Here is a 25,679-nt window from a genome sequence, read left to right as displayed (position 1 = left end):
GCTAAGTTCTAACACTTCATTCGCATCCGGTTTTCAGGGTGTAATCTATACGTAAGAGCGTCTGTCCGGTAACTCGGACAGACGCTCTTTTTATTCTTTCATATCTGCTATTACGCGAAGTGCTTCATCGATTTCTTCAAACGTATTATAGATACCCGGCGTAAACCTGGCGTAGCTGAGAAAGTATGGCGCAGCAGTACAGACGATGCGATGGCTTAACAGGTGAGCTACTGTTTGTTTGGTTGAATACCCGTCAACCTCGAATGCAATAATTCCGGCTGACAAGAGCTCACTTATGGGGGTGTGAAGAGTAACATGATCCATACGATGCAGGCGTTCTTTGCAGTAACGGTTCAGCGAATGGATACGTTCTTTTATTTGTTCTTTGCCAATCGATTTTACAAATTTGAAGGCATCCGTTAGAGCCCATCTGTGCTCTAGCGAGTGGAAGCCGCCGGGAGTCATCTGTTTGCCGTCCATTCGTTCAGGCCGATGCTTATGCTGAATTACATCATCCATTACTTCCGTAAAGGTTGGAATGACAGGATCAATAAGCTGCCAAGAGTCATCGCGTCCAGCAATGATGCCTGTTCCCCTTGGTCCATATAACCACTTATGAGTACCTGTTACCAGGAAATCACAGTTTAGCTCATCAAAGGTCTCTGTCTCAACGCCGAATCCATGGACCCCGTCAACTATGAAAATAACCTTTGTCTTCTCATCCCGGTTTTTGTTCAGCTCCGCAATTTCTTCCCCAATCCGGCGAATAGGCAGCTTGATACCAGTATTGGAATGAACCCAGCTTAACCCGACTACTCTGGTCTTATCCGTGATAGTTTCAATTACTGTAGTGACAAGACTCTCAACAGTAACCGTATTTAGATCATTGTACAGCTTGAAATGACGGTAGCTTGCACCAGTACGGCGTGCGCACATACGAATTGCTTCCAGATGAGAATAGTAGTCATCCTCTGGAGCAACAATTTCCTGATCCTTCGTCAGGGTGAGTCCCATGTATAAGAGGCCTAAGCCCATTGTTGTGCTGTCTGTTAATGCGATCTGGTCGGGGTTAAGAATACCTAAATAATCTGCAGCTGCATCTCGGACTCGCTGTGCTCTTTTATTCTCATTAGCCAACGTATATTGAACGGGGTTCAAATCAATCTCGTTGCGGTATGCTTCAATGGCAAGTCGTACGGGTTCCGGATGAGAGGCAATAAATTGTGAAGAAGCCAGATGAATATAATCCGGTGATAAGCGAAACTGCCTTCGTATAGCCTCCCAATCGGTCTGATGCACCACCGCCGATTCCACGGTTGAAGGTGAGATCGTCGACGTCCTCATGAGCATGAGCATGCACTTCCTTTCTAATCTTAACCGCAATCAAACTCAAATATCGATACCATGTACTATTCCCTGCTTACCGATATCCTCATTCACATCAGCAGTTTGCTAGCATTTCCAACAACTTCATGCTTTAGCATTCGGGTATTGTAGGGATAGTAAGACAGAGTAATGGACGATCAAACGGTATATTGTAAAAGGGAGGCCATAAACAATGATGAAAACTGCAGTGTCATTAGCTGTCGCAGCTGGGCTTTCTGGCGTATTGTTAACGGGGTGCGGAACGAACGGAAATAATGGAAACAACGGAATGACAACGCAAGGAACCGGCCGAATTCAGCAGCAGGGAGTCAACCGGATGCAAGGCGGCGTCGGGTACACTCGTACGAGGGACTCATTACAGGCCAACAGAGCTGGGAATCAGACAAATGCTCAGCAAGGACAGACACGCTCTGGCATCAATAGTGATCAAGTTGATCGTGACATGAATGGTACAGGACTAGGGACGGGTGGATTTGGCACAATGGGCATGAACGAGCGTGGCGGCCGAATCACCAACCCGCAGGCTAATAACAGTGGAACAGGTGGCGCTGGTGTTCAGGCACAGCATGCAGAACATAATAGAGCTGGAAATAAGGGGACCATACAGCACGATATGACTCATGTGGACCGGAACCGGTCCGGTATCTATGGTTATGGGGTTAATGGCACAACCGATCTCTATCAGACTGCGAATACGACAAGGTCGGGCCGTACAAAACAAGGCGGTCGTTCGTAAGCTATGGACAGACAACCAGATGAGCTGCTTGAGACGGTTTCCAAATGGTTTGAGGAGCACACACACAGGCCGATCCGGATTATTAAACGGGAGCAGGGTGACGTCGATCAAATCAGGATGAATGTCGAGCATATTGGCTATAGAGATTCTCATACCGTGGATGATTATACGGACGGCTTAGCTTTGATGCTGTACGGCTATGGTGAGATCATTAATAATCGTCAGCCCGCTGAGCTACCGCAGCCTATATTCGAGATACCGGTTGAAGGCTTGTCCGCGGCAGAAGTTAGTGACCATCAAATGATCCTCATTACAGAGCGGGCTGCCTATTCAATTGATTCAGTGTAGAACAGAAGTGTTAACGGACGACTGGTCCCTATTGGGGATGGTCGTCTTGTTTTGTTTATATGTAAAAGTTTTGCCTAAATATTTTTTTGTTTATGTCTGTTTTATTTTGAAATAGGTATACTCAAACACAAACAAAGATGCTATAATGGCCTCAGCAAATAGAATTGAAAACTAATAACGTCCGGAGGTACAGACAATGGTTCAAAGCTTATGGGATTCTTCGAAAGCGTCATCATTGCAAGGCGGCTTGGAAGAGCTTGTCTATCGTTCCAACCTGATTGGCACAGATCGGAGGGTCTGTAACTGGGGCGGCGGCAATACTTCCAGCAAGACGGTTGTGAAGGATTTTCGCGGCCGTGATGTAGAAGTGATGTTTGTAAAAGGCAGCGGCTCGGACTTGGCTACGATGAAGGCAGGCAATTTCACAGGTCTGCGAATGGAGGATATCCGTCCTCTGTTCGAGCGTGATGAAATGCCGGATGAAGACATGGTTGCGTATCTGGCGAACTGTATGATTGATGCCAAGCACCCTCGTGCCTCAATCGAGACGCTGCTGCATGCCTTCCTTCCGTTCAAACACGTGGATCACACACATCCGGATGCGATTATCAGTCTGTGCTGCGCGGACAACGGAAGAGAGGTTGCAAGAGAAATTTATGGAGACCGGTTTGTATGGGTCCCTTATGTGCGTCCTGGTTTTACGCTGTCGAAGATGATCGCACAAGGCGTGCTGGATAATCCGAAAGCGGAGCTTGTCCTGATGGAGAAGCACGGTCTTGTTACATGGGGCGAGACATCGGAAGCCTGCTATGCGAAGACTATTGAGATCATTAATGAAGCAGAAGCTTATATTGAAGCGAGAGTAAACCATGAGAAGCTGTTCGGCGGTGAGAAGCACGCAGCACTTCCTGCTGAGGTCCGTCGGAGCATAGCAGCTGCAGTAATGCCGACGATCCGTGGTGCAGTCAGCGATGCGAAGAAAATGATCCTGACCTTCGATGATGAAGCGGATGTGCTGCAGTTTGTGGGTGGTCACGACAGCCCGAAGCTCTCGCAGGTGGGGGCAGCTTGCCCGGATCATCTCGTTCATACGAAGGTAGTGCCTCTGTTTGTGGATTGGAAGCCGTCAGAGGAGGATGTCGAAGGGCTGAAGGCGAAGCTAAAAGAGAGTATTGCAGCTTATAAAGAAGAATACAAAGCATATTTTGAGCGAAACAAGCATGAGGGCGATGTCATGTTCGAAGCCGCACCACGTGTTATTCTGATCCCAGGTGTCGGCATGATCAATACCGGCAAGAGCTGGTCGATGTCCAAGGTAAGCGGTGCTTTATATCATCGGGCGATTGCGGTTATGCGCGGAGCAACGGCTCTGGGGCAGTTCGTTTCCTTAAGCGAAAACGAGTCCTATAATGTCGAATACTGGCCGCTTGAGCTGTATAAGCTGTCACTTGCGCCTGCTGAGGTGGAGTTCTCCCGGAAGGTAGCCTTTATTACCGGCGGAGCCGGCGGCATCGGAAGTGAAACCGCACGCAGGCTGGTGTCCGAAGGCGCTCACGTTGTACTTGCCGACTTGAACCTGGAAGGTGCACAGAAGGTTGCGGATGAAATTAATGAGGCTTATGGCGGCAACCGGGCGATCGCAGTCAAGATGGATGTGACGAAGGAAGAGGAAGTAGCGGCAGCTTATAAGGAAACCTCGCTTACGTATGGCGGCGTTGATATCATTGTCAACAATGCGGGGCTTGCTACATCCAGTCCTTTCGATGAAACATCCCTGAAGGAATGGAATCTGAATATTAATGTGCTGGGGACCGGTTATTTCCTGGTTGCCCGTGAAGCGTTCAAGCTCATGAAGGAGCAGGCGATTGGCGGCAACATGGTGTTCATCGGCTCCAAGAACTCCGTATACGCCGGTAAGAATGCATCGGCTTACAGCTCGGCGAAAGCACTGGAGGCCCATCTGGCACGCTGTATTGCAGCCGAAGGCGGCGAGTTTGGCATCCGTGTTAACACTGTATTACCTGATGCCATTCTGCAGGGATCGGCAATCTGGAATTCCAGCTGGCGGAACGAGCGTGCCGCAGCTTACGGCATTGAACCGGATCAGCTGGAGGAGTATTACCGCAAGCGTACAACACTGCTGGTGAACATCTATCCGAGAGATATTGCAGAAGGGATCGCATTTTTTGCATCCTCTAAGGCGGATAAGACAACCGGCTGCATGCTGACGATTGACGGCGGCGTTCCAGCGGCATTCACTCGTTAAGAAGGAGGCTTGTGCGATGTTTCAGGCCAAAGGGGAAAAGCATTGGGTAATTCCGGACGGATATATTCCGGAGCACAGTTCAGGCGAACTGACGAGTCATGAATCGGTTTGTGTGCTGAACTGCTCATCCGAAGAGGCACTGCTTCGTTTTACCATATTTTTTGAAGACCGGGAGCCAATGGAGGACATTCTGGTCGTCGTACCCGGACGGCGCACGAAGCATATCCGTACCAGCTCGCTGATGAAGGAGGGAATGCCGATACCTGTCGGCGTTCCCTATGCTATAGAGGTCAAGAGCGATATTGATGTGATTGTGCAGTACAGCCGTCTTGATTCCACGCAGGCGGAAAATGCCCTTATGTCGGTCATGGCGTACCCTGTCCGTTAAGGACCAACATCCAACACACTACAAAGAGGTGTTATATATGTCCGATCGCGCATATTCACTGTTTGAAGAGCAGCAGAGAGCTAGAGGCATCGATCTGAATCAGGTCAAAGAGCAACTGAAAGCATTCCAGATTGAGACGCCTTCCTGGGGCTATGGTGATTCCGGCACCAGATTTAAAGTGTTCCAGAAGACGGGCGTTCCGCGCACACCTTACGAAAAGCTGGATGATGCCGCGCAGGTGCACCGTGTCACAGGACTGTGCCCATCAGTGGCGATTCATATCCCTTGGGATAAAGTGGACGATTATGGCAAGCTGCGCAGTCATGCGGAAAATCAAGGCCTGAAGATCGGCGCGGTCAACCCGAACCTCTTTCAGGAGGACGATTATATGTTGGGCAGTGTCACTAACACTGACCCGGCGATCCGGCGCAAAGCGACGGACCATCTGATCGAATGTGTGGATATTGCAAAAGAAACCGGCTCTAGAGATATCAGCCTCTGGTTTGCGGATGGAACCAATTATCCGGGACAGGGAGATATCCGCAAGCGCAAAGCATGGATGCATGAAGCATTAAGCGAACTCTATAAAGCGCTTACACCTGAGATGCGTATGCTCATCGAGTACAAGTTCTTCGAGCCTGCATTCTACCATACGGATCTGGCTGATTGGGGCATGGCCTATAACTATGCACGTAAGCTTGGCCCGCAGGCCCAGGTACTAGTGGATACAGGACATCATGCGCCGGGCACGAATGTGGAGCATATTGTCGCATACCTCATTGATGAAGGGAAGCTGGGAGGCTTTCACTTTAACGCACGCAAGTATGCTGACGATGACTTAATTGTAGGCACAACCAATCCGTATGAGCTGTTCCTTATCTTCTATCAGATTCTAAGCGCAGCCCGCGATGAGGATGTTGCCATTCGCAGTACGGTAAACAATATTGCCTATATGATCGACCAGTCGCACAACATTGAGCAGAAAATACCGGCCATGATCCGCTCCGTTCTTAACGCGCAGACCCAGTTTGCCAAAGCGCTGCTCATCAATCATGAGGAAATCGCGGAGGCGCAGGAGAAGCATGATGTGCTGGGAGCAGAGGATGCTGTTCGCCGTGCATTTGAATTTGATGTTACCCCGCTGCTGCATGCTTTCCGCGAGGAACAAGGGTTTCCGGTTGATCCCATGCGGGTATACCTGTCGAGCAGCTATGGCCAGGATATACTCGCCAGAGGCAAGGGCGGTGCCAGCTGGTGACAATACTCGCTTATGATCTGGGTGCGAGCAGCGGCAGGGCGCTGCTCGGCCGCTTGACGGACCGCAAGATCGAAGTGGAGGAAATTCACCGCTTCCCGAACGACCCGGTACAAGCGGGCAGCCGCCTGCACTGGGATATCCTCCGGCTTCTGCATGAGCTGAAGCAGGGATTATTGAAGGCGAAGCATAAGGGAGAGCAGCCGCAGAGCCTGGCGATTGATTCGTGGGCGGTTGATTTTGGACTTCTCGCGAAAAACGGCGAGCTGCTAGGAAATCCCTGTCATTATCGGGACCACTATACGGATGGCATGATGGATAAGGTTTTTGCCAAGGTATCGCAGGGGGATATATTCGCGCGTACCGGCATTCAGTTTCTCCCTTTCAATACGATCTATCAGCTGGCGGCTCTGAAGGAAGCGGATAGCCCGCTGCTGCAGAATGCGGACCGTTTTCTCATGATCCCTGACCTGCTTCGCTATTATCTGACTGGTGAAATGGTCAACGAATTTACGAATGCCACCACAACTCAGCTCTATAACCCGCTCCAAGGTGGGTGGGATGGTGACCTGCTCGCGGCAATCGGAATCCCAGAGAAGCTCTTTGGTCCTGTAGTACACCCTGGCACCGCAGCCGGACAGCTGCAGCCGTCTCTCTGCCGGGAGCTCGGGATTGACCCTGTCCCTGTCATAACGGCAGCCGAGCACGATACAGGCTCAGCGGTAGCGGCTGTGCCGGCACCGGGTCCGGGCTTTGCCTACTTAAGCTGCGGAACCTGGTCGCTTATGGGTACGGAGGTAACGAAGCCGGTTATGACCGAGCAGGCGCTGCGCCTTAATTTTACGAATGAAGGCGGCGTTAATCATACCTACCGGCTGCTCAAGAATATTATGGGGCTGTGGATCCTGCAGGAGATGAAGCGGGAATGGGAACGCCAAGGCGTGAACTATACATTCCCCGAGCTGGTGGCGCTTGCTAAGGATGCGGACCGGTTGACATCGCTTATTGATCCGGATGATCCGCTGTTCCTGCACGCTGGTGACATGTGTCCAAGGATTCAGGCGTACTGCAGGCGTACGGGACAACGACAGCCTGAGCAGGCGGGTGAGTTTGTTCGTTGTATTTTGGAAAGCTTGGCTTTAAAATACCGTTATGTGCTGGAATGGACGGAACAGCTGTCTGGTCAGCGTTTTGAAGGGCTGCATATGGTGGGAGGCGGCATTCAAAATGAGCTGCTGTGCCAGTGGACGGCAGATGCAATCGGCAAACCGGTATGGACTGGTCCTGCTGAGGGGAGTGCGATCGGCAATCTGGCTGTCCAGTGGATCGCCAGCGGAGATTTCGCCGATCTGCAGGAAGCCCGGCGGGTCATCCGTGACTCGTTCCCGGTCGGCGTATACGAGCCGTTTGACCGGGAGCGGTGGGAGGAGGCCTATGGCCGGTTTCTGCTGCTCGCCAGCCTGCCAACATAATGAGGAAATGAGGGAAGCGGCATGCTGGTCGCAGAACGATACGAATTAATTGTACAGCTGGTAAATGACAGGGGAAGCATCAGGGTTTCCGAGCTAAGTGAATTGTGTCAGGTGACGGAGGAGACGATCCGGCGGGATCTGGACCGTCTCGAGCAGGCCGGCAAACTGAGGCGTTCACATGGCGGAGCCGTCAGTGTCAAGGATCAGCAGCCGGAAATCCCTTATTTCGAACGGGAAATAACCCATGCGGAAGAGAAGCGGCGAATCGCGGAGGAAGCGATCCGGCAGATTGAGCCTCGCGAGCGCATCCTGCTGGATGCCAGCTCAACGGCCTGGTATATGGCTTCTATTATGCCGGATCTGCCGCTTACGGTGCTGACCAATTCGATTAAGGTAGCGATGGAGCTGAGCGGCAAGGAGAAGATTGAGGTCATATCGACAGGCGGCATTCTCGCCCAGCGTTCACTGTCCTTTATCGGTCCGTTGGCGGAACGCTCGCTCGACGCGTATCACGTGGACAAAGCATTCCTTTCCTGCAAGGGAGTCCATCTGGAGCGCGGTGTAAGTGAATCGAATGAACTGCAGGCAAGGGTGAAGCAGAAAATGTTTGGGATGGCGGATAAGGTATTTCTGCTTGTAGACTCAAGTAAATTTGGCGTGCAGGCTTTCACCCATGTTGCGGATTTATCACAGGTGAATACCGTCATTACCGACAGCGGCGCGGACGAGGAAGCCTGCAATATTCTCAGGAAGCGCTCGATACATGTGAAGACGACATAATTTACTGGCCTTTTTAAATCATGGGAGAGATGCAGGATGAAGGTATCCTTGTTTATAACGTGTCTAAGTGATGCCATATATCCCAGAGTCGGAGAAGCGATGGTCCGGCTGCTGGCGAAATACGGGGTTACACTTGATTTTCCGGATGTACAGACCTGCTGCGGCCAGCCGGCTTACAACAGCGGGTACTGGAAGGAAGCGCGTGAGACAGCGAAGACGATTCTACATGCATTTGAAGACAGCGATTTTGTCATATCTCCGTCCGGCTCATGTACCGGTATGATTCATCATTATCCCAAGTTATTTGAGAAGGAGCCCGAATGGCTGGACAGAGCGGAGAGGCTGAAGCGTAAGTCTTATGAGTTTACACAATTTCTGGTTCATGTGCTGGGAGTTACGGATGTCGGAGCAGTGTTCCCGCACAAGGTGACTTATCACCCATCATGTCATGGCAGCCGTCTGCTTGGCGTAAAGGCCGAGCCCATGGAGCTGATGCGGCATGTGAGGGAGATGGAGCTTGTACCGCTTCCGTTTGCCGAGGACTGCTGCGGGTTCGGCGGCACCTTCGCAGTCAAGATGGCTGATATTTCGGGTGCGATGGTCGCAGAAAAAGCGGATCATGTTCTCGAGACGGATGCGGAAGTACTGGTTGGTCTAGATATGGCGTGCCTCATGAATATTGCCGGTCATCTCAGGTACCGTAACGAACCCGTTAGAGTCATGCATCTGGCGGAGCTGCTGTACGAGGGGGTGAGCCGATGAGCGCTGGCAAGGCAGCCGGACGGCCGGGTACCGTTAAGGAACGGGCTGATCTGGCGCTGAACGACGATTTCCTGCGCAAGGCGGTCCGGTTTACAACAGAGCGGCTGCGGGGCGGCAAGCAGAAGGCTGCGGCCGAGCACGGCAACTGGGATGAGTGGCGCGAGCGGGGCAGGCAAATCCGGCTGCATACGATCGCACATCTGGATTATTATTTAAATCTGTTCGCAGATAATGCACGCGCAAACGGCGTGCATGTTCATTTTGCCGAGACGGATGCAGAAGCGGTAAAACTGTCTTTGGCGATTGCGGAGCGCAAGCGGGCGAAGACCGTGGTAAAGTCCAAGTCAATGGTGACGGAGGAGCTGCATCTCAATGCCGCACTTGATTCCATTGGGGTAGAGGCGATTGAGACAGATCTTGGCGAATACATTATTCAGCTGGCCGGAGAAGCTCCGTCACATATCATTATTCCGGCCATACACAAGAATCGTTATCAGATTGCCGAGCTGTTATCGGAGGACGCTGGCGAAGAGCTGCTGCCGGACACAACCATACTGGCGGGTTATGTGCGCAAGAAGCTGCGCGAGAAGTTCCTGGAGGCGGATATTGGCATGACCGGCTGCAACTTCGCGATAGCGGAGACCGGATCTATGGTGCTCTTCGAAAATGAAGGTAACGCGCGTATGGTGACAACGGTACCAAAGACACAGATTACGCTCATGGGAATGGAGAGGATTATTCCTTCCTGGGAGGATCTGGAGGTCATGGCGACACTGCTGCCGCGCTCAGCTACGGGCCAGAAGCTAACGGTCTACATGTCGGGAATCACCGGTCCGAAGAGGGAAGCGGATCAGGACGGCCCGGAAGAAATGCATATCATCATTGTCGATAACGGACGTTCGCTGCAGCTTGGCGATCCGGAATTCCAGGAGCTGCTCAACTGCATACGCTGCGGCGCCTGCCTGAATGCCTGCCCGGTATACCGTCATATTGGCGGCCATGCCTATGGCGGCACCTACAGCGGACCAATTGGAGCGGTATTGACACCAGCCCTGCAGAAGAATGTGGCGGAGTGGGATGACATAGCGAATGCATCCAGCCTGTGCGGAGCCTGCTACGAGGCTTGCCCGGTGAAGATTCCGCTTCATGACATGCTTGTTTATTTAAGACGACGGAAGGTAGAATCCGGGCATGGCAACCGTATGGAATCGGCGGGGATGAAGGGCTTTGCCGCTGTTGCGGGGAAGGCCACCTGGTTCAAGGGCGCCATCAAGCTGGGACAGCTGGGCCAGAAGCTTGTTGTCCGTAACGGCGGCATCCGGATCAAGGCAGGACCGCTTAAGGGCTGGAACAGCTACCGCGTGACCCCAAGCCTGCCGAAGAAATCATTCCGCGAGAGGTGGAAGACATTGAGCGGCGAGGTTCAGGCAGAAGCAGCGCCCATGAGCGCCGAGACACGCAGCCGAATGGAACAGCTTGTCCGGGAACGTGAGAAGGGAGGCGGAGGACATGGCGGACACGCATAAGGAGTGGCTGGAGCAGCTTGAAGCGCAGTCGAAGGCAAAACAGGAATCCTTCATGACGGGTATTGCGAAAAAGCTTGGGCGGAGCCGGGTAACGGAGCCGCCTGCCCATCCGTTTCGCGGCGCCCCTGACTTCTGGCGAACGTTCCAGTGGCCGCTTGAAGAGCGGATTGAACGCTTTACCGAGCATTTTCAGGCAGCTGGCGGCAATGTGGAGAGATTGAATAATCTGGCCGATGTTAAATCCTTTGTTGTGAAACTGGCCGGCGAAATGGATGCCCGCTATATTGTCCGTCAGCAAGAGAGTGAGCTTGACTGCCTGGGCTTAGAAGAGGCGCTGCCTGAAGCACATCTGAGTGTATGGAACAGCGACCCTTCTGAAAATTGGAAGGTGCGTGCCGCCGAAGCAGATATCGGCATCGTTATGGCAGACTATGCAGCAGCTTATACAGGCTCTATTACGGTGCTGTCAGCTGCTCATAAGGGACGATCAGTCAGCCTGCTGCCGACGGTTCTGATTGCAGTTATCCCTCTAGAGCGGCTGAAAACGCGGCTTGGCGAGATCCTCATTCAATTTGATGATAGAGGCCGGGAAGAGCTTCCGGCAGGCATTCATTTCATTTCCGGGCCCAGCCGCTCGGCGGATATTGAGAATGATCTGACGATAGGCGTACATGGTCCGGGCATTGTCTATGCCCTGCTGGTTGGGTAAAATCCGGGCTGCGTGAAGGATTACAGAAAAAGCGGGTTTCGTGGGTATGACCACAAATCCCGCTTTTATATTTAACGAATTGTGCAAATTCTTGCCGTTTGGCTATAAAGAGAACATGCTCGATAGCCTCTTGAGTAGCCCTCGGTTAGTATAATAACTGCACGCATAGCTGCAAAGTATATCTTATTCATCCCTCAGCATAAGAAGCGCTGCGAATTCATCATGTGTAAGTCTGCCGAAGAAGCTGTGCAGATCAACATCGGCGATTGCCTGCCTAATTGCAGCTTCCTCGTACCTGATTCCGGTCAGCAGAAGCTCGAGATCGGCTACATCCCGGACACCGAAAAAGTCACCATAAAGCTTGATGCCCTCGATATGACCATTCTCCACATAAAGACGGACATCAATAATGCCGGAGGTGAACTTACGTGCTCTCTCCAGATTAAATTTAGGCGACCGGCCGTAATTCCATTCCCAGTTCCGGTAACGTTCCTCCGCAAGCTGTTCGACAGCCTGCCAGTCCGCATCTGTCAGGGGGTACCGGGGAACCGCTTCCGGCTCGCACTGGAACAGCTCCCTCAGCAGCATGCTGCGAAATTCCTCCAACGAAATCTTAGTCTCCAGAAACTCCGAAATATTCGCCACCCGTCCCCGAACCGACTTGGTGCCTTTGGATTCAATCTTGATGGGTTTGACGCGCAGCGCGGAAGCAACATGCTCCATGGCAGAGTCGAACAGCAGCGTGCCGTGGCTGAACATCCGGCCTTTGCTGGCAAATTGGGCATTTCCGGATATTTTCCGCTCTCCGACCTGAATGTCATTGCGTCCGGTCAGCTCAGCTTCTACGCCCAGCTTCTGGAGAGCATCGATGACGGGCTTGGTAAATTTGGCGAAGTTGTGAAAGGACTCTCCGTCATCATTGGTAATAAAGCTGAAATTCAGGTTGCCAAGGTCATGATATACTGCACCCCCTCCTGACAGCCGGCGGACAACATGAATTCCTTGGTCATGCACATAATCCGTGTTAATTTCTTCCACGGTATTTTGATTTTTGCCGATAATAATGGATGGCTCATTCACATAGAACAGCAGATAGCTCTCCGGCATCGGCAGATTGCGAAGTGCATATTCCTCCAGTGCGAGATTGATTGAGGGATCGGTAATCCCTTTGTTATCGATAAACAGCATAGGTTCATCCTCCAGAAAATGAGATATTGCTTTCATTACAGCAGGACAGCCTTGGAAAGTCAAATGAGGTTTAGATGAACAGCTGCTGATCTTAATGTCAGCTGCTAGATTTTACGCAGGGAATCCGAGCCGCAAGGTCTGCTTGACGATTATGATAGCGCTTTTCTATAATGAAACCTAGTTTTATCATTATACCCTTAGGGTAATCCAGGAGGACGGAAGGGAGGCAATCGCATGGCATTTGAAGGTCAGCCGGTGCTGCCGGCCGTACGCAAGGTGAAGGATTTTGAGAAGCTTATGAAGCTGACCCATACGTATATCATTTTGCTGGATTGCCATATCAGTCAGCTATCCTCGCTTGTCGGTCTTGCCAAAGCAAATGGCAAAAAGGTGCTCCTGCATGCCGATCTTATTGAAGGTCTGAAGAATGATGAATATGCGGCGGAATATCTCTGCCAGGTCATTAAGCCTGAAGGAATTATTTCGACACGCAGCGGGGTTATAACCAAGACTAAACAGAACGGCTTGCTCGCCATTCAGCGTCTGTTCCTGCTGGATACGAATGCACTGGAAAAAAGCTATGTTCTTCTTGAACGTACTCGGCCGGATTTCATTGAAGTTCTGCCCGGCGTTATCCCTCATATCATTGCTGAGGTGCTGGAGCGTACAGGTATTCCAATTATTGCCGGCGGGCTTATCCGGTCGGCAGAGGATGTAACGCAGGCGCTTCAAGCAGGCGCCTCGGCTGTAACCTCCTCAAATTTTGGTCTGTGGAACCATCAATTTTCCTAAGATAGGGGAGCTTGCTTATGAAGCAGGGCTATGTTCTGGCGTTGGACCAGGGTACAACGAGTACAAGAGCAATCATATTTAATCATGACGGCGCCATTGTCAGCAGCGCGCAGCAGGAGATCAAGCAGCATTTTCCACAACCGGGGTGGGTTGAGCATAATGCGAACGATATCTGGCTGTCGGCACTTGGCGTTATGGCAGCAGCACTATCAGACGGGGACATCCGCCCTGAAGATATTACGGCCATTGGCATTACCAATCAGCGGGAAACAGCCGTGGTGTGGGACCGGCATACAGGCCGTCCGATCCACAATGCGATCGTATGGCAGTCCAGACAGACGGCTGAGATCTGTGAAGAGCTCAAGGAGGCAGGTCACGAGTCTATGGTCCGGAGTAAAACCGGCCTGCTGATTGATCCGTACTTCTCGGGAACGAAGGTTAAGTGGATTCTCAATCATGTGGAAGGCGCCAGAGAACGGGCGGGCAAGGGGGATCTCCTCTTTGGTACGATTGACACATGGCTGGTCTGGAAGCTGACTGGCGGCGCTGTGCATGTAACCGATTACACCAATGCCTCACGCACGATGCTGTACAACATTTATGATCTGCGATGGGATGATGACCTGCTTCAGATGCTTGACATTCCGCATACCATGCTGCCGGAGGTCCGCAACAGCTCGGAGGTATATGGAACTACGGTAGAGCACCACTTCTTCGGAAAAAGAATTCCGGTTGCGGGCATGGCCGGCGACCAGCAGGCTGCGCTGTTCGGCCAGGCTTGCTATGATGAAGGTGCTGTAAAAAACACATACGGTACTGGCTGCTTCATGCTGATGAATACGGGGTCAAAGCCGATCCGTTCCGAGCATGGGCTGCTGACAACGATAGCCTGGGGGCTTGGCGGCCGTATTCATTACGCACTCGAGGGCAGTGTGTTTGTGGCAGGCTCAGCGATCCAATGGCTTCGTGACGGGCTGCGCATGATCCGATCGGCTTCCGATACGGAGATGTACGCTTCAAGGGTGGAATCTACGGAGGGGGTTTATGTTGTCCCTGCTTTTGTTGGTCTAGGAACCCCTTACTGGGAGAGTGACGTTCGCGGAGCTGTATTCGGACTTACCAGGGGGACCTCTAAGGAGCATTTCATCCGGGCGGTTATAGAATCCCTGGCCTTTCAAAGTAAGGATGTGCTGATGGCGATGATCGAAGATTCCGGTCTTGAGCTGCAGACGCTGCGTGTGGACGGGGGAGCCGTACGAAATGATTTTCTGATGCAGTTTCAGAGCGACCTGCTGGGTGTTCCGGTGGAGCGACCGGTCATAAACGAAACGACTGCGCTTGGGGCTGCGTATCTGGCCGGGCTTGCAGTAGGCTTCTGGAGCAGCACGGAGGAAATCTGCGGCAAGCACCGGATGGAGCGGATGTTTGAGCCGGCCATGGAGAATGAACGAAGGCAGCAGTTGTACGGCGGATGGAAAAAAGCGATCCAGGCGGCGATCGCCTTCCAGTAACTATATTAGGCGTCCGGCCTGGTTGGCACCGTAACCCCCTTGTGTTATAATTATCACAACAAGTTAATATACCGGTCGGAGATTAGGAGAGACCACGAAGCCTTGCCCTTCATTTACATTTGGGCAGGGGGTTCGTGGTTTCTTTTTTTTGTTTTCCGGGGAAGGCAGCATCATTCAGAACATGGGGGGAATATGGGATGAACGGAAGTTTCTCAAGCTTGGAAAGAACGAATGTGCTGGAGCAGCTGGAGCATGAGCAGTATGATGTACTGATTATTGGAGGCGGGATAACAGGCGCTGGAATCGCGCTGGATGCTGCAACAAGGGGTATGAAGACGGCGCTTATTGAGATGCAGGACTTCGCGGCAGGTACTTCAAGCCGCTCAACTAAGCTGGTTCATGGCGGATTGCGTTACTTAAAGCAGTTGGAAGTTAAGATGGTGGCCGAGGTAGGCAAGGAGCGTGAGGTTGTCTACCGGAACGGGCAGCATGTGACAACTCCTGAGCGGATGCTGCTGCCCTTTCATAAGGGGGGGACCTTCGGCTCGTTTACAACCTCGCTCGGCCTTATGGTCTATGACCGCCTGGCAGGCGTGAAGAGGTCGGAACGACGCGTTATGCTGAGCCGTGAGGAGACACTTGCCCGTGAGCCGCTGCTCAAGCAGGAAGGCCTTCTTGGGGGCGGGGATTATGTGGAGTACCGGACCGATGATGCCAGACTGACAATTGAGGTTCTGAAGCGTGCTGTGGAACGAGGGGCTTGTGCGGCCAATTACCTCAAAGCTGAGAAGCTGTTGTATGAGGAAGGCAAGCTGTGCGGACTGCAGGCGCGAGATATGATTGAGGGAGACACGCTGACGATCCGGGCCCGGAAAATCGTGAATGCAGCTGGTCCCTGGGTTGACTCCATCCGTGAGCTCGACAAGTCAAAGAAGGGTAAGACTCTCCGTTTAACGAAGGGAGTTCATCTGGTCTTCGATCAGTCTCGGTTCCCGCTACGTCAAGCGGTATACTTCGATACGCCTGACAAGAGAATGGTGTTCGCCATACCACGGGACGGCAAGACATATGTCGGAACAACGGATACCGATTATAGCGGCGATATTGCGCATCCAACGATGTCAGCTGCAGACCGTGATTATATACTGCAGTCGATTCGGTATATGTTTCCGGATGTACGTGTTACCGGGTCTGATGTGGAATCAAGCTGGGCAGGCCTTCGTCCGCTCATCTATGAGGAAGGCAAGTCACCGTCGGAGGTTTCACGCAAGGATGAAATTTTCCTCTCTCCCTCTGGTCTCTTGACCATTGCCGGAGGCAAGCTAACCGGCTACCGGAAGATGGCCGAAACGGTCACCGACCGGATCGCGGCTCAGCTCGCCGCCGAAGGTGCTGGGTCCTTTGGTCCATGCGTGACAGCAGCACTGCCGATAAGCGGCGGAGACTTTGCAAAATGGGGAGATTTCGATAAGTTTGTATTGGCGATGACAGCTGAAGGGACCTCCCTTGGTCTGAGCAAGGAGGCTGCGGAGCGTCTGGTCAGAAGGTACGGAAGCAATGTAGGCTGGATATTCGGGCGAATGAATGGCTTTGCACAGGAGGCAGCTGAATACAATCTGCCCGTTGATGTATATGCCGAGCTGATGTATGCAATTGAGGAGGAAATGGCCGTTACACCGGTCGACTACTTCATGAGGCGTACTGGTACGCTGTTCTTTGATATTGATTATGTTACGCGGTGGATGAACCCTGTTTTATCCGTCATGGCTGACAGGCTGGGCTGGAGTGAGCAGCGTGCAGCGGCATACCGCTGTGATTTGGAACGGCAGCTGCATGATGCGGTAGTTCCTTCTGAGGAAACAGCGGAGGCAGCTGCGGGCATACTGTAAGCCCATCCTAATACAGGTCTGTACTGTACAATCTAACAGCCGATGCTATAATATGGTAACAGTTGATGCTGACAGGGGGCCGATTATAAATGGTGATGCAGCGAGGTAACTGCCCGGTGCAGTTGAGCGCAATCTGATAACAGATTGTACCGGGCTTGAGTGCTTGTTATCGGATGGCTTGTTCGACTGTACCGGTTCTCACGAATGAAACTTGTGAGAGGGGCACGAACAGGATGACAGAATACAAGAAACTATGGATGATAGAAGAAGAGAGAATATTTGAGGGCTGGAATTTTAGTTTTTTTGAGGGAAGAGTTGATGAAGACCCCCTTCATTGGGATTACAGAGATATTGTAAAGCGCTCGATCTCATCAGATAAGACGATACTGGATATGGGAACAGGCGGCGGCGAGTTTCTGCTGTCACTTCATCCGCCCAGCGGCCGCACTTATGCGACTGAAGCGTATCGTCCGAACTACGAGCTGTGCAAGCGAAGGCTTCCGCCCCATGGGATAGATGTCACCTTCATTGTTAAGGATGAGGAGCTGCCGTACGATTCGGGATGCTTTGATCTGGTAATGAACCGGCATGAAGCCTATTCGCCGAAGGAAGTGAAGCGAATCCTGAAGCCCGGGGGCATGTTCATAACCCAGCAGGTGGGAGGGCGGAACAACCGGGAGCTGTCAGCTTACCTGCTGGGCGATGAAGCGGCCAAGGTGGACGATGAATGGAAGCTGGAAGGCGCCATTAGGCAGTTAGCCGAAGCAGGCTTTGAAATTTTGCAGCAGGAGGAGCAATTTCCGGTCATTCGTTTTCGTGATGTGGGCGCTCTCGTCTATTACGCGAAAATTATTGAATGGGAATTTCCTGGCTTCACAGTCGAGAAATGCTTTGACAGACTAACTTCGCTGCAGGAGAGACTTGAGCGCCAAGGCTACGTGGAAAGTATGGAGCACCGTTTCTTAATTGTGGCGAGGAAACCTTACAGGCTAGATTAAGAAGAATATAGCTGTAAATAAAAAGGGGTGTCCTGAAAGTCGTGAAGACTGAGGACACCCCTTGCTTTATTTGTTATGCCTGAGCGGATCCGCGCCGCCGGATGATTAGTACGGCGATCAGAATTACAATCAGCAGGCCTGCATAAGGTAAACTCTGCTGTATATAACCTGCCTCTTCTTTATCCGGCAATGGCTGTCCATCGACCTCAACCTGTATCAGGCCATTTGAGGAGCGAATGGAAATATCCGCGATGTTTACTTCATTATTAATATTCTTGAGATCGAGCCACTTGGCATTTTTGATCGTGAGCATTTCATCAACCAGCGATTGCAGCAAATCAAACCCGAGATAGGGATGATAGAATCCCGCGATGTAGGAGTCCGTGTAGTTCTCATAAATGGCGGCTTTCTCCATCATGGCATCGACACCATTCTGATCACCGCTCTCTACATATCCAATCGTCTCGGGGAGCAGTCTCATGCCCTTCAGATAGCTGGGGTAGCTCTCATAGATCGGCGCATAATTGCTTGTCCAGGTCAAATCGGATAACTGGATCTGGCCGACATAGGTAGAAAAATGCTTCGCAACGGTCGCATAACCGGTTGATGACATCGCATAGTGAGGCGCTTCAAAGGCAAGCGGATAAAGCTTTAGGTCAATCAGCTCCTGCACGCCTTTCTCCAGCGTCTCCTTCACATAACGTTCCTCAAAGGCCTGTCCTTTCTTTAGATAGGCTTCGTAGGCTTCCTCTGTGTCAAAGTCATTCCTGCCGTACGATTGCTCATGAGCTGCCTGCGTGATCGGGTGATCATGCTCTGCGTCCCAATATTCGAAGCCCTCGCCTGTCTCGGAGTTCCTGTATTGATGGCGGTACCCGTGGAGTACGATGCTGCCGCCGTTATCCTGCGCATAACGAAGGGCTTTGACGAGCCTTGGCGAATCCTCCAAATGAATTTCCTTCAGTGTCTCGGGATTTGTATAGACCGGTATAACCGACAGCATATACGGAATGTTCTTGCTCTTCAAATACTTTGCAATCTCCATTACCTTCTTATGTTCTGTCTTCGGGTGGATGTCCTCCAAGCGAAGATAAAGGGTTGGCTGGCGAACGCCCTCCTGACCGAAGAAGGAAAATAAAGACTCACCAAGCAGATAGCCGATTGGATTGAATAACGATGCAGTGGCCAGATAATAGGAGTCGCCTTTGCGGGCAAGCAGAGGCACCTCACCTTGAGCCGTCGTTCCGGAAAGCAGCGTTTCGGCGTCCTGGCTGATTTGCACTTCAGCCGCAAGGCGCTCTTCTGGAAGCACGACGGTCTCGCTGGAGCCTGTAACAGTGACCGCGCTCATGAGAACCGAGCTATTGCGGGTTACGAAAGCGTACCTTCCGGGAAACTGCCTGACATTCTCATTGATCAGCATAACGGGACCCTTGAAGTTGTCGACGAATATAATAAGCTCAGCCGGCAGCTCCTTCTGCTGCAGACCGTAATAGAAGAGATGAGTGTATGTATCACCTGACACACTGGCAATATCTTCATCCGAGATGACCGTACTGTTCTTGGAGAAGTGTCCTGCCAGCATATCGAGAATCCTAACCTGGTGAATATCTTCCTTCTGCGCAAGGCTGTATATGATAAGCGCTCTTATATCTTTAGCGGAGGCTGGCTGGGGGCTGGCAGCTGTGACACTCCCGTGCGGATGGGATAGAAACGAAATAATCATCGCAATTAACATACACAAGATCATCGATTTTCTCATTAGAATTGTCTCCTATGATAATAATTAAAGAAACAGAGGATTAGTTTCTCATTCCTATAAATATTATCCATTGGACTGCTTAACGTCAAATAAAACTTTGGGACCATTGACGTGGATCATCGACCTTTCGCCTTGTGTTCCTTTATAATATAGTAAGACTATAGTTTGAGACACCGGAGGTGCCGGGTTGAAGATTAGACATTATATTACAGCAGCTGCAGTGATTTGTGCCGTGGGATTGAGTGCTTATCTCTATAGGATCGAGCTGGAGAAGGAGGTGTCTCCGACGGAAACATTTATCAGGACTTCAATGATTAATTCTAATGGCACCCTTGCAACCTACCTTCAGGAGGCAGAGAGTGAACACCCGGACCTTGCAGCCGGCAGGGAAGCGCTGTCCGAATCGTTAGGACTCTGGATGCAATATGCAGTGAGAGAAGAGGACGAAGAGCTGTTCCAGAACAGCTATCAGGTGCTGAAGAATATCTTCATGGGACCTGACCCGTATATTAAATGGAAGCTGCAGCCGGACGGTCATGCTCTCGTAACGACGAATGCGCTTGGCGACGATCTGAGAATTGTAGGGGCCCTGCTTGAGGCTTATAAGCAATGGGAAGTGCAGGACTATGTGAATACAGCGGGCAGGATTACCCGGAATTTATTGGCACAAGGGCAAATGAACGGCTATCTTACGGATTTTCATGATTTTAAGCTCCATGTAAGCTCGACTACCCTTAGCCTTGTCTATGTGGATACTGCATCCCTAAAAGCAATGCTCGATCATCGGCTGATTAGTCAGTCCGAGTATGATAACTATGTGAGCCTGCTTGACAGCATGCCGTCAGAGGGGCCGTTCTTTCCAAAATCATACGATGTCATAACGCAAGCGTATTCCTTTGACTCATCTGTGAACATCCTGGATCAGTTGATTGTTGCCATACATGCAGACGAGGCGGGAAGGGAAACGGGGGCGTTAATGAATTTTCTGCAAGCTGAGCTTCAGGAGAGATCCCTGTTTTACGGCCGTTATGATGCACGAAGTCTTGAGCCTGACGTCTCCTATGAATCCCCCTCCGCTTACGGGCTCGCCATACTGCTTGCTCTTCAAACGGGTGACCGTGAGTTTGCAGAGAAAATTTGGGAACGGCTGAGGGAGATGCGAGGACAGGACGAGCGGTATAAGGGAGGTTATGTATACGAAGGAAACACGCATATCTTTGACAACCTTTTCCCATTACTAGCCGAATCTGCGTTAAAATAGGTCCAATTAACTATTTCATGCTTGTCGAACACTGTTATAAGATAGGCAGTATAAACCAATAAACTCTATCTACAAAGGCAAAATTGCCGAAAGGCAATGACGCAAAGCAACGGGTCTAAGGCGCAAGCTAAGACAGCCGGGCTGCCGGTTTTATATAAATCGTGAGGAGTGGTCCCTATTTTCCGCATACTGTCATCAGGACGCCGTATAATGGCTGGTCTTGCCGTAATATTAGCGGTAAGTGCCGCGGCGCCTGCCGCCCAGGCATCAGCCGTCACCTTTTCCCCAACAGAAACCTTTATCCAATCCCATATGTATAATTCCAATGGTACCATTGCCACTCGACTGAGCTCCACTCAATCGTCGTCAGACCCTAACATGGCTGGCGGGCGTGAGTCTCTGTCCGAATCTCTGGGTTTGTGGATGACCTATGCCGTTCTCAAAAATGATGCTGCTTTGTTTAAGAGCGGTTTTGACCAATTACAGCGCAATTACTTGTCAACATCTGGGCTTGTCTATTGGAAGCTGTCTGCAGACGGGACAAGCGGAGTAACGACGAATGCGCTGATCGATGACCACAAGATTATTGACGCGCTGTACAGCGCGAATCAGAAGTGGGGAAATCCGGAATACAAGCTGCTTGCTGACAAGCTGAGTACATACAGCAGGATGAATAACGGGCGTAACGGTCTCTTCACAGATTATTATGATGAAAACTCTGGTTATGTATCTGAATCGGTAACACTCTCTTATATTGTGCCTACGGCACTGAAACGGATGTACAATGCTCGCCAGATTGACAAGTCGGTTATGAACCAGAATTTAAACCTGTTGAAGACGATGCCGACTGACGGGACATTCTTCCCTAAAAATTATAATATAAAAACCAAGCAGTTTACTTATGATTCAACCGTTAACATGATTGATCAGATGTATATAGCCTTGCACCGTGCGCAGAACGGACTGGCCTCGCCGGCTCTCTACAAGCTGGTGAAGAAGGACTTCTATGCATACAAATACCTCGTTGCAGGCTATAATCGGGCTTCTGCTGCACCAAGTGTTACCTTCGAATGCCCGGCGCTCTATGGCTTAACCATTATGTATGCACTGGAGACGGGTGACCGCAGCTTCGCATTGGATCTGTATAATCGGATGATCGTCTGGCGTGTGAATGATCCCCAGGATTCCATGTATGGCGGTTATGTCAGCGGTGGAGATTCCTACTCCTTCGATAATCTCTATGCCCTGCTGGCGGAACAAGCATTAATTAATCTTAAGCTCATCTAAACAATAAAAAGGCATGCCGTGTCCTTGCGACACTGGGCATGCCTTTATGTTTACGGGAAAGTAGTCGGCTTATTATTGCTTAAGCTCTAGAATCGTACTGTCTTGTCCCACACGACATCTTCTTTCTTCCAAGCCTTCTTGATCTGTAAGTAGATCGCACGGGCAAGCAGAACCATGAACAGCTGTGCGTAAGTAAAGTACATAATAACGGCTATAAACATATTCTTGGGTGTCAATGACCGGTCTACAGTCAGAGCGCTTAACAGCTGCATCAGATAAACGAGGTAGGATTGGAACCAGAGAATAAGCAAGGGCGTTGTAATATCGGTTCCCGCTTTGCCGAGGAGCCCCAGAATGAACCATATGTCAGAGATAATGAGCAGCAGGACAAAACCTACATACACAATAAGCTGATGGAAGGAATGGGCGAAGGTGCGTCCTTTAAACCAGCTGGGCTTGCGCAGACTCTTCAGAATAATATACAGGTTCCCCTCCATCCAGCGGGTACGCTGCTTGAGCCAAACGCGGAACGTCTCGGGTTCCTGCTCCCAGGTCCTGGATTCAGGGACGATGGGCAGCAGGCCGCCTGCCGCCGTAATGGTCATGGTCAGGTCGGCATCCTCAGCAAGCGCGTAAGGGTCCCATCCGCCGTTCTTGATCATTGTTTCCCTGGATACAAGCATGTTCGTCCCTGTTAGTGAGCCGGTCTTGAACATCAGCCAGCGGCCGCTCTGCATCAGGAGCTGGAAGACTTTGAACTCCATTGCAATCATTCGGGTAAGCCAGTTCTTCGTTTCGTTAACTGTCCACACATATCCGACCGCGCCGACAGCCCCGGGAACCTGCTCAGCCCGCTCAACAAGCAGCTTCAGTGCTTGCGGCTCGGGCTGGTTGTCAGCATCATAGACGCAGATATAGTCGGAATCGGATATGGAGAGTCCGTAGTTCAGCACCCGTGACTTACCGCTCGGCTTGCCGGGTGGTACATGGATGTGCTTGATCCGGGGGAATGTGCTGGCATAGAAATCCGCGATCTCTCCGGTCTCATCCTTGGAATTGTCATTGAGCAGGTAAATGACCAGCTCGCCGGGATACTCGAGCTTCACCATCGCATCCAGCGTTTCGGCCAAGACCTTGCCTTCATTATGTGCGGGAATAAAGATGCTGACGCTCGGATACTTTTCCAGCGGCTTGAAGGTATTCGGTTTGGAACGGTACAGAATGCCTGCTACTGTAAGGATCGAATAAAACACAAGCAGGGTCCAGAATAGTGTGGAGCTGACAATCATAATTAAGGTCGTGTTCACTATGGGCCTCCTTCAGCCGTACATGGTGTATTAGGCCACTATAGCCTGCGTTTCGCTCCAATTATCAGGCAGTTCCAGCAGGCTGGTTTCATAGAAGCTCTCCGGAACGTTCACCTCTTGGTGCAGGTAAGCCTTGAAGCGTTCCTCTACGATCAGGGCGCCATCACGGTTTGTGTTTTGCAGCAGAATGACGAGCTCATAGTCAGATACTTTTCCAACGAGATCATACTGCTCTCTTACCGATTTCAATGCAGCTGTGGCAAAGGCGTGGAACACGCTTTTCTTCGCAAATTCTTTGCCGGCCGCATTAATTTTGATCCTCAGCAGATAGCCTTGTTCCTTACGGCGACGCATGGCTACGAAGATCGATTCCATGCGGTACATGAACTCATTAATTGTCAGCACCGAGGCATCCTTCTCATACTTTCGCAGTTCCTGCAGCTCCTCATCCATCTCGGTGTAAGCCTGTCCATACTTAACAAGCTGGGAGACGGTCAGCCACAGGCATATCACACAAGCCATGAAAGCCAGATTGGTCAGAATAGCGTGTGCTTGCTCTGAGCTGTCCCATTCGTTCATGTAGCCTTGAAAGGCCAGCCAGAAGCCAGTTCCCAGCATTTCGACAACAAGCAGGGCAAAGCTTTGGAGCGGTTTCAGGTAGGCGAAGCATACAGCTGACAGTACGACAATGGTGCAGAAGGCCAGCAGCTCTTCACCTTCCGCCGAAGCTACTAGAGCCACAGCGGCACCCACAGTTAAAATAAACAGCCATACAATCAGTCTTTCGCGTTTCATTGGGTCACCTTCTTAATGAGAGTTCAAACCATATTATCCAGCTAATTATAAATGAAATAATACATAAAGCCCATCATAATTCGACAAATATTATCATATTTTTATGTTAATTAGATTTAGTGCTACTAATGACCTATTGAATTGTGAAAGACAATCATTGGGCAGTTTTCTTTGATGCCTGTCCCTGCTGCCAGAAGCCGCTCATTATAATATGAACCGTCCCCCGGCACAACTGGGCGATGGTCTGAGCGCTCGCCATGCATAGGTCCGGTTGCAAGAACCAACCGAGGTCTGATTCAGAATTTACACCCCTCTTATAAGATGGAGTTGGATAATCTTGCAGAAAAGAGGGTGTTTAGTTTGGGCAATCAGCAGGCACAAGAATGCATACATCCGGTAAAGCTGTTTCAAGGCGAGAAGTGGATGCTTCTGACTGGGGTGCTGGGCTTTATCCTTGCCGGTATCTGCGCGGTATGGGTGATGCTCTATGGGGGTCCGGTGGCGCCTGACGGCGATGTATCAAAGGCAATATCATTTAATGCGGCTCTCGGGATCTTCCTTATCTCAACAGCAGCGATTGCTCCCTTGTCAGGCATGGGGAGGAGAAGTCTTGCCGTCTTCCGCTGGTCCTACATTATATTGGCCCTGTATGGCTACTTCACGGAAACGATTCAGAATTTTCGCGGACTAAATCCGAGGTTTACGGAGGGCGGAACGGCTTTGGACAGCTTTATCAGCTTGTTATTCGTCATCGATGCTTTGCTTTTGCTGCTCCTGTATGTTTGTTTTGCTATTCCGTTCTTCAGCGGCAAGGCTGCGAAGAGACGACCGCTGCTTGTCATGGCTGTGCGGTATGCCATGGCGGCAACAATGATATCCTTTGTTGCCGGGATCTGGCTCTCGGTTAACGAGGGCCGGTTCACCGGGACGGAAGGAAATATTATATGGCTGCACGGCTTTGGGTTTCATGCGCTGCAGGCTGTGCCCTTGGTGGCCTGGCTGGGGGAGCGTTCCAGCTTAAGTGAGGCTGCACGCCGCCTATTGGTTCATTGGACTGGAATTGCTTACACATTAGGGCTGTTATTTATCGGCTGGCAGACTTATCTTGGTGAGGCGGTGTTTAGCTGGTCTATACTATCGGTCCTGGGTGCATTGAGCTTTCTGGCCGCTCTGCTGCCTCTACTGATGCTGCTGCGCAGCATTTTACAGCAGCCTGACAAACATGCTGTAAGGGGATGACGAGCTCATGAGACACAGCGCT

The 25,679-nt window shown here is 51.1% G+C and carries 22 protein-coding genes and 1 riboswitch; of the genes, 17 read left to right on the top strand and 5 right to left on the bottom strand.

Annotated elements, in window-relative coordinates; all coding sequences use genetic code 11:
• Positions 1-90: 90 nt before the first annotated feature.
• The gene (locus L1N82_RS14825; protein WP_235288215.1) at positions 91-1,350 is read right to left on the bottom strand and encodes an aminotransferase class V-fold PLP-dependent enzyme; all 1,260 of its coding nucleotides are present in this window, start codon (positions 1,348-1,350) and stop codon (positions 91-93) included.
• Between the two features lie 208 nt (positions 1,351-1,558).
• Here L1N82_RS14825 and L1N82_RS14820 point away from each other — a divergent pair, with 208 nt between their 5' ends.
• The 10 genes from L1N82_RS14820 to L1N82_RS14775 all read left to right on the top strand — a co-directional run bounded on the left by L1N82_RS14820 (position 1,559) and on the right by L1N82_RS14775 (position 11,628).
• The gene (locus L1N82_RS14820) at positions 1,559-2,122 is read left to right on the top strand and encodes a hypothetical protein (RefSeq protein WP_235288214.1); all 564 of its coding nucleotides are present in this window, start codon (positions 1,559-1,561) and stop codon (positions 2,120-2,122) included.
• Between the two features lie 3 nt (positions 2,123-2,125).
• Positions 2,126-2,470, top strand: coding sequence for a hypothetical protein (locus L1N82_RS14815; protein ID WP_235288213.1), 345 nt, complete (start codon positions 2,126-2,128; stop codon positions 2,468-2,470).
• Between the two features lie 196 nt (positions 2,471-2,666).
• Entirely contained in the window at positions 2,667-4,736 is a 2,070-nt protein-coding gene (locus tag L1N82_RS14810) for a bifunctional aldolase/short-chain dehydrogenase (protein WP_235288212.1), read from the top strand.
• A gap of 16 nt (positions 4,737-4,752) precedes the next feature.
• Positions 4,753-5,124, top strand: coding sequence for a sensory rhodopsin transducer (locus tag L1N82_RS14805; protein ID WP_235288211.1), 372 nt, complete (start codon positions 4,753-4,755; stop codon positions 5,122-5,124).
• 37 nt (positions 5,125-5,161) lie between these two features.
• Entirely contained in the window at positions 5,162-6,382 is a 1,221-nt protein-coding gene (gene rhaI / locus L1N82_RS14800; RefSeq protein ID WP_235288210.1) for an L-rhamnose isomerase, read from the top strand.
• Positions 6,379-7,851 (top strand): rhamnulokinase, encoded by a 1,473-nt coding sequence (locus L1N82_RS14795; RefSeq protein ID WP_235288209.1) that lies wholly within the window; start codon positions 6,379-6,381, stop codon positions 7,849-7,851. The genes rhaI and L1N82_RS14795 overlap by 4 nt, the downstream gene beginning before the upstream one ends.
• 21 nt (positions 7,852-7,872) lie before the next feature.
• Positions 7,873-8,631: a DeoR/GlpR family DNA-binding transcription regulator gene (locus L1N82_RS14790; protein ID WP_235288208.1), complete on the top strand. Its 759-nt coding sequence runs from the start codon at positions 7,873-7,875 to the stop codon at positions 8,629-8,631.
• Between the two features lie 36 nt (positions 8,632-8,667).
• Positions 8,668-9,393, top strand: coding sequence for a (Fe-S)-binding protein (locus tag L1N82_RS14785; protein WP_235288207.1), 726 nt, complete (start codon positions 8,668-8,670; stop codon positions 9,391-9,393).
• Positions 9,390-10,919, top strand: a complete 1,530-nt coding sequence (locus tag L1N82_RS14780; RefSeq protein ID WP_235288206.1) for a LutB/LldF family L-lactate oxidation iron-sulfur protein — start codon at positions 9,390-9,392, stop codon at positions 10,917-10,919. Before L1N82_RS14785 ends, L1N82_RS14780 begins: the two co-directional genes overlap by 4 nt.
• The gene (locus L1N82_RS14775) at positions 10,903-11,628 is read left to right on the top strand and encodes a LutC/YkgG family protein (RefSeq protein ID WP_235288205.1); all 726 of its coding nucleotides are present in this window, start codon (positions 10,903-10,905) and stop codon (positions 11,626-11,628) included. Before L1N82_RS14780 ends, L1N82_RS14775 begins: the two co-directional genes overlap by 17 nt.
• Positions 11,629-11,811: 183 nt before the next feature.
• Here L1N82_RS14775 and L1N82_RS14770 read toward each other — a convergent pair whose 3' ends face one another.
• Entirely contained in the window at positions 11,812-12,816 is a 1,005-nt protein-coding gene (locus tag L1N82_RS14770; RefSeq protein WP_235288231.1) for a lipoate--protein ligase, read from the bottom strand.
• A gap of 234 nt (positions 12,817-13,050) precedes the next feature.
• Between L1N82_RS14770 and L1N82_RS14765 the strand changes: the two genes are divergently transcribed.
• From L1N82_RS14765 to L1N82_RS14750, 4 genes are all read left to right on the top strand, one after another.
• On the top strand, positions 13,051-13,608 hold the full coding sequence (locus L1N82_RS14765) for a glycerol-3-phosphate responsive antiterminator (RefSeq protein ID WP_235288204.1): 558 nt from the start codon (positions 13,051-13,053) through the stop codon (positions 13,606-13,608).
• A 17-nt stretch (positions 13,609-13,625) separates the two neighbouring features.
• A complete protein-coding gene (gene glpK / locus L1N82_RS14760) occupies positions 13,626-15,119 on the top strand; it encodes a glycerol kinase GlpK (protein ID WP_235288203.1) in 1,494 nt (497 codons plus the stop codon).
• Between the two features lie 197 nt (positions 15,120-15,316).
• Positions 15,317-17,008, top strand: coding sequence for a glycerol-3-phosphate dehydrogenase/oxidase (locus L1N82_RS14755; RefSeq protein WP_235288202.1), 1,692 nt, complete (start codon positions 15,317-15,319; stop codon positions 17,006-17,008).
• Between the two features lie 233 nt (positions 17,009-17,241).
• Positions 17,242-18,006 (top strand): class I SAM-dependent methyltransferase, encoded by a 765-nt coding sequence (locus tag L1N82_RS14750; protein WP_235288201.1) that lies wholly within the window; start codon positions 17,242-17,244, stop codon positions 18,004-18,006.
• Positions 18,007-18,079: 73 nt separating this feature from the next.
• Here L1N82_RS14750 and L1N82_RS14745 read toward each other — a convergent pair whose 3' ends face one another.
• Complete coding sequence (locus L1N82_RS14745; RefSeq protein ID WP_235288200.1) at positions 18,080-19,768, bottom strand: DUF2334 domain-containing protein; 1,689 nt, start codon at positions 19,766-19,768, stop codon at positions 18,080-18,082.
• Positions 19,769-19,955: 187 nt separating this feature from the next.
• Between L1N82_RS14745 and L1N82_RS14740 the strand changes: the two genes are divergently transcribed.
• The gene (locus L1N82_RS14740) at positions 19,956-21,029 is read left to right on the top strand and encodes a glycosyl hydrolase (protein ID WP_235288199.1); all 1,074 of its coding nucleotides are present in this window, start codon (positions 19,956-19,958) and stop codon (positions 21,027-21,029) included.
• A gap of 66 nt (positions 21,030-21,095) precedes the next feature.
• A riboswitch (cyclic di-GMP riboswitch) is annotated at positions 21,096-21,178 on the top strand.
• 61 nt (positions 21,179-21,239) lie between these two features.
• Entirely contained in the window at positions 21,240-22,316 is a 1,077-nt protein-coding gene (locus L1N82_RS14735; RefSeq protein ID WP_235288198.1) for a hypothetical protein, read from the top strand.
• Between the two features lie 86 nt (positions 22,317-22,402).
• Here the strand turns inward: L1N82_RS14735 and L1N82_RS14730 are convergent, their stop codons facing one another.
• Both L1N82_RS14730 and L1N82_RS14725 read right to left on the bottom strand, forming a co-directional pair.
• Positions 22,403-23,605 carry a glycosyltransferase family 2 protein gene (locus tag L1N82_RS14730; RefSeq protein WP_268821996.1) on the bottom strand — a complete coding sequence of 401 codons (1,203 nt, stop codon included), beginning with the start codon at positions 23,603-23,605 and terminating at the stop codon, positions 22,403-22,405.
• Between the two features lie 48 nt (positions 23,606-23,653).
• On the bottom strand, positions 23,654-24,418 hold the full coding sequence (locus tag L1N82_RS14725) for a GGDEF domain-containing protein (RefSeq protein WP_235288196.1): 765 nt from the start codon (positions 24,416-24,418) through the stop codon (positions 23,654-23,656).
• Between the two features lie 360 nt (positions 24,419-24,778).
• On the opposite strand from L1N82_RS14725, the gene L1N82_RS14720 reads away from it, so the two are divergent.
• Positions 24,779-25,657 (top strand): hypothetical protein, encoded by an 879-nt coding sequence (locus L1N82_RS14720; protein ID WP_235288195.1) that lies wholly within the window; start codon positions 24,779-24,781, stop codon positions 25,655-25,657.
• The last annotated feature ends 22 nt before the right edge of the window (positions 25,658-25,679 follow it).

The organism is Paenibacillus tarimensis (genome assembly GCF_021532315.1).
GTDB classification, from domain to species: domain Bacteria; phylum Bacillota; class Bacilli; order Paenibacillales; family Paenibacillaceae; genus Paenibacillus_I; species Paenibacillus_I tarimensis.
The sequence above is the reverse complement of the archived record's forward strand: the minus strand, read 5'-3'. Positions and strand labels throughout refer to the sequence as shown.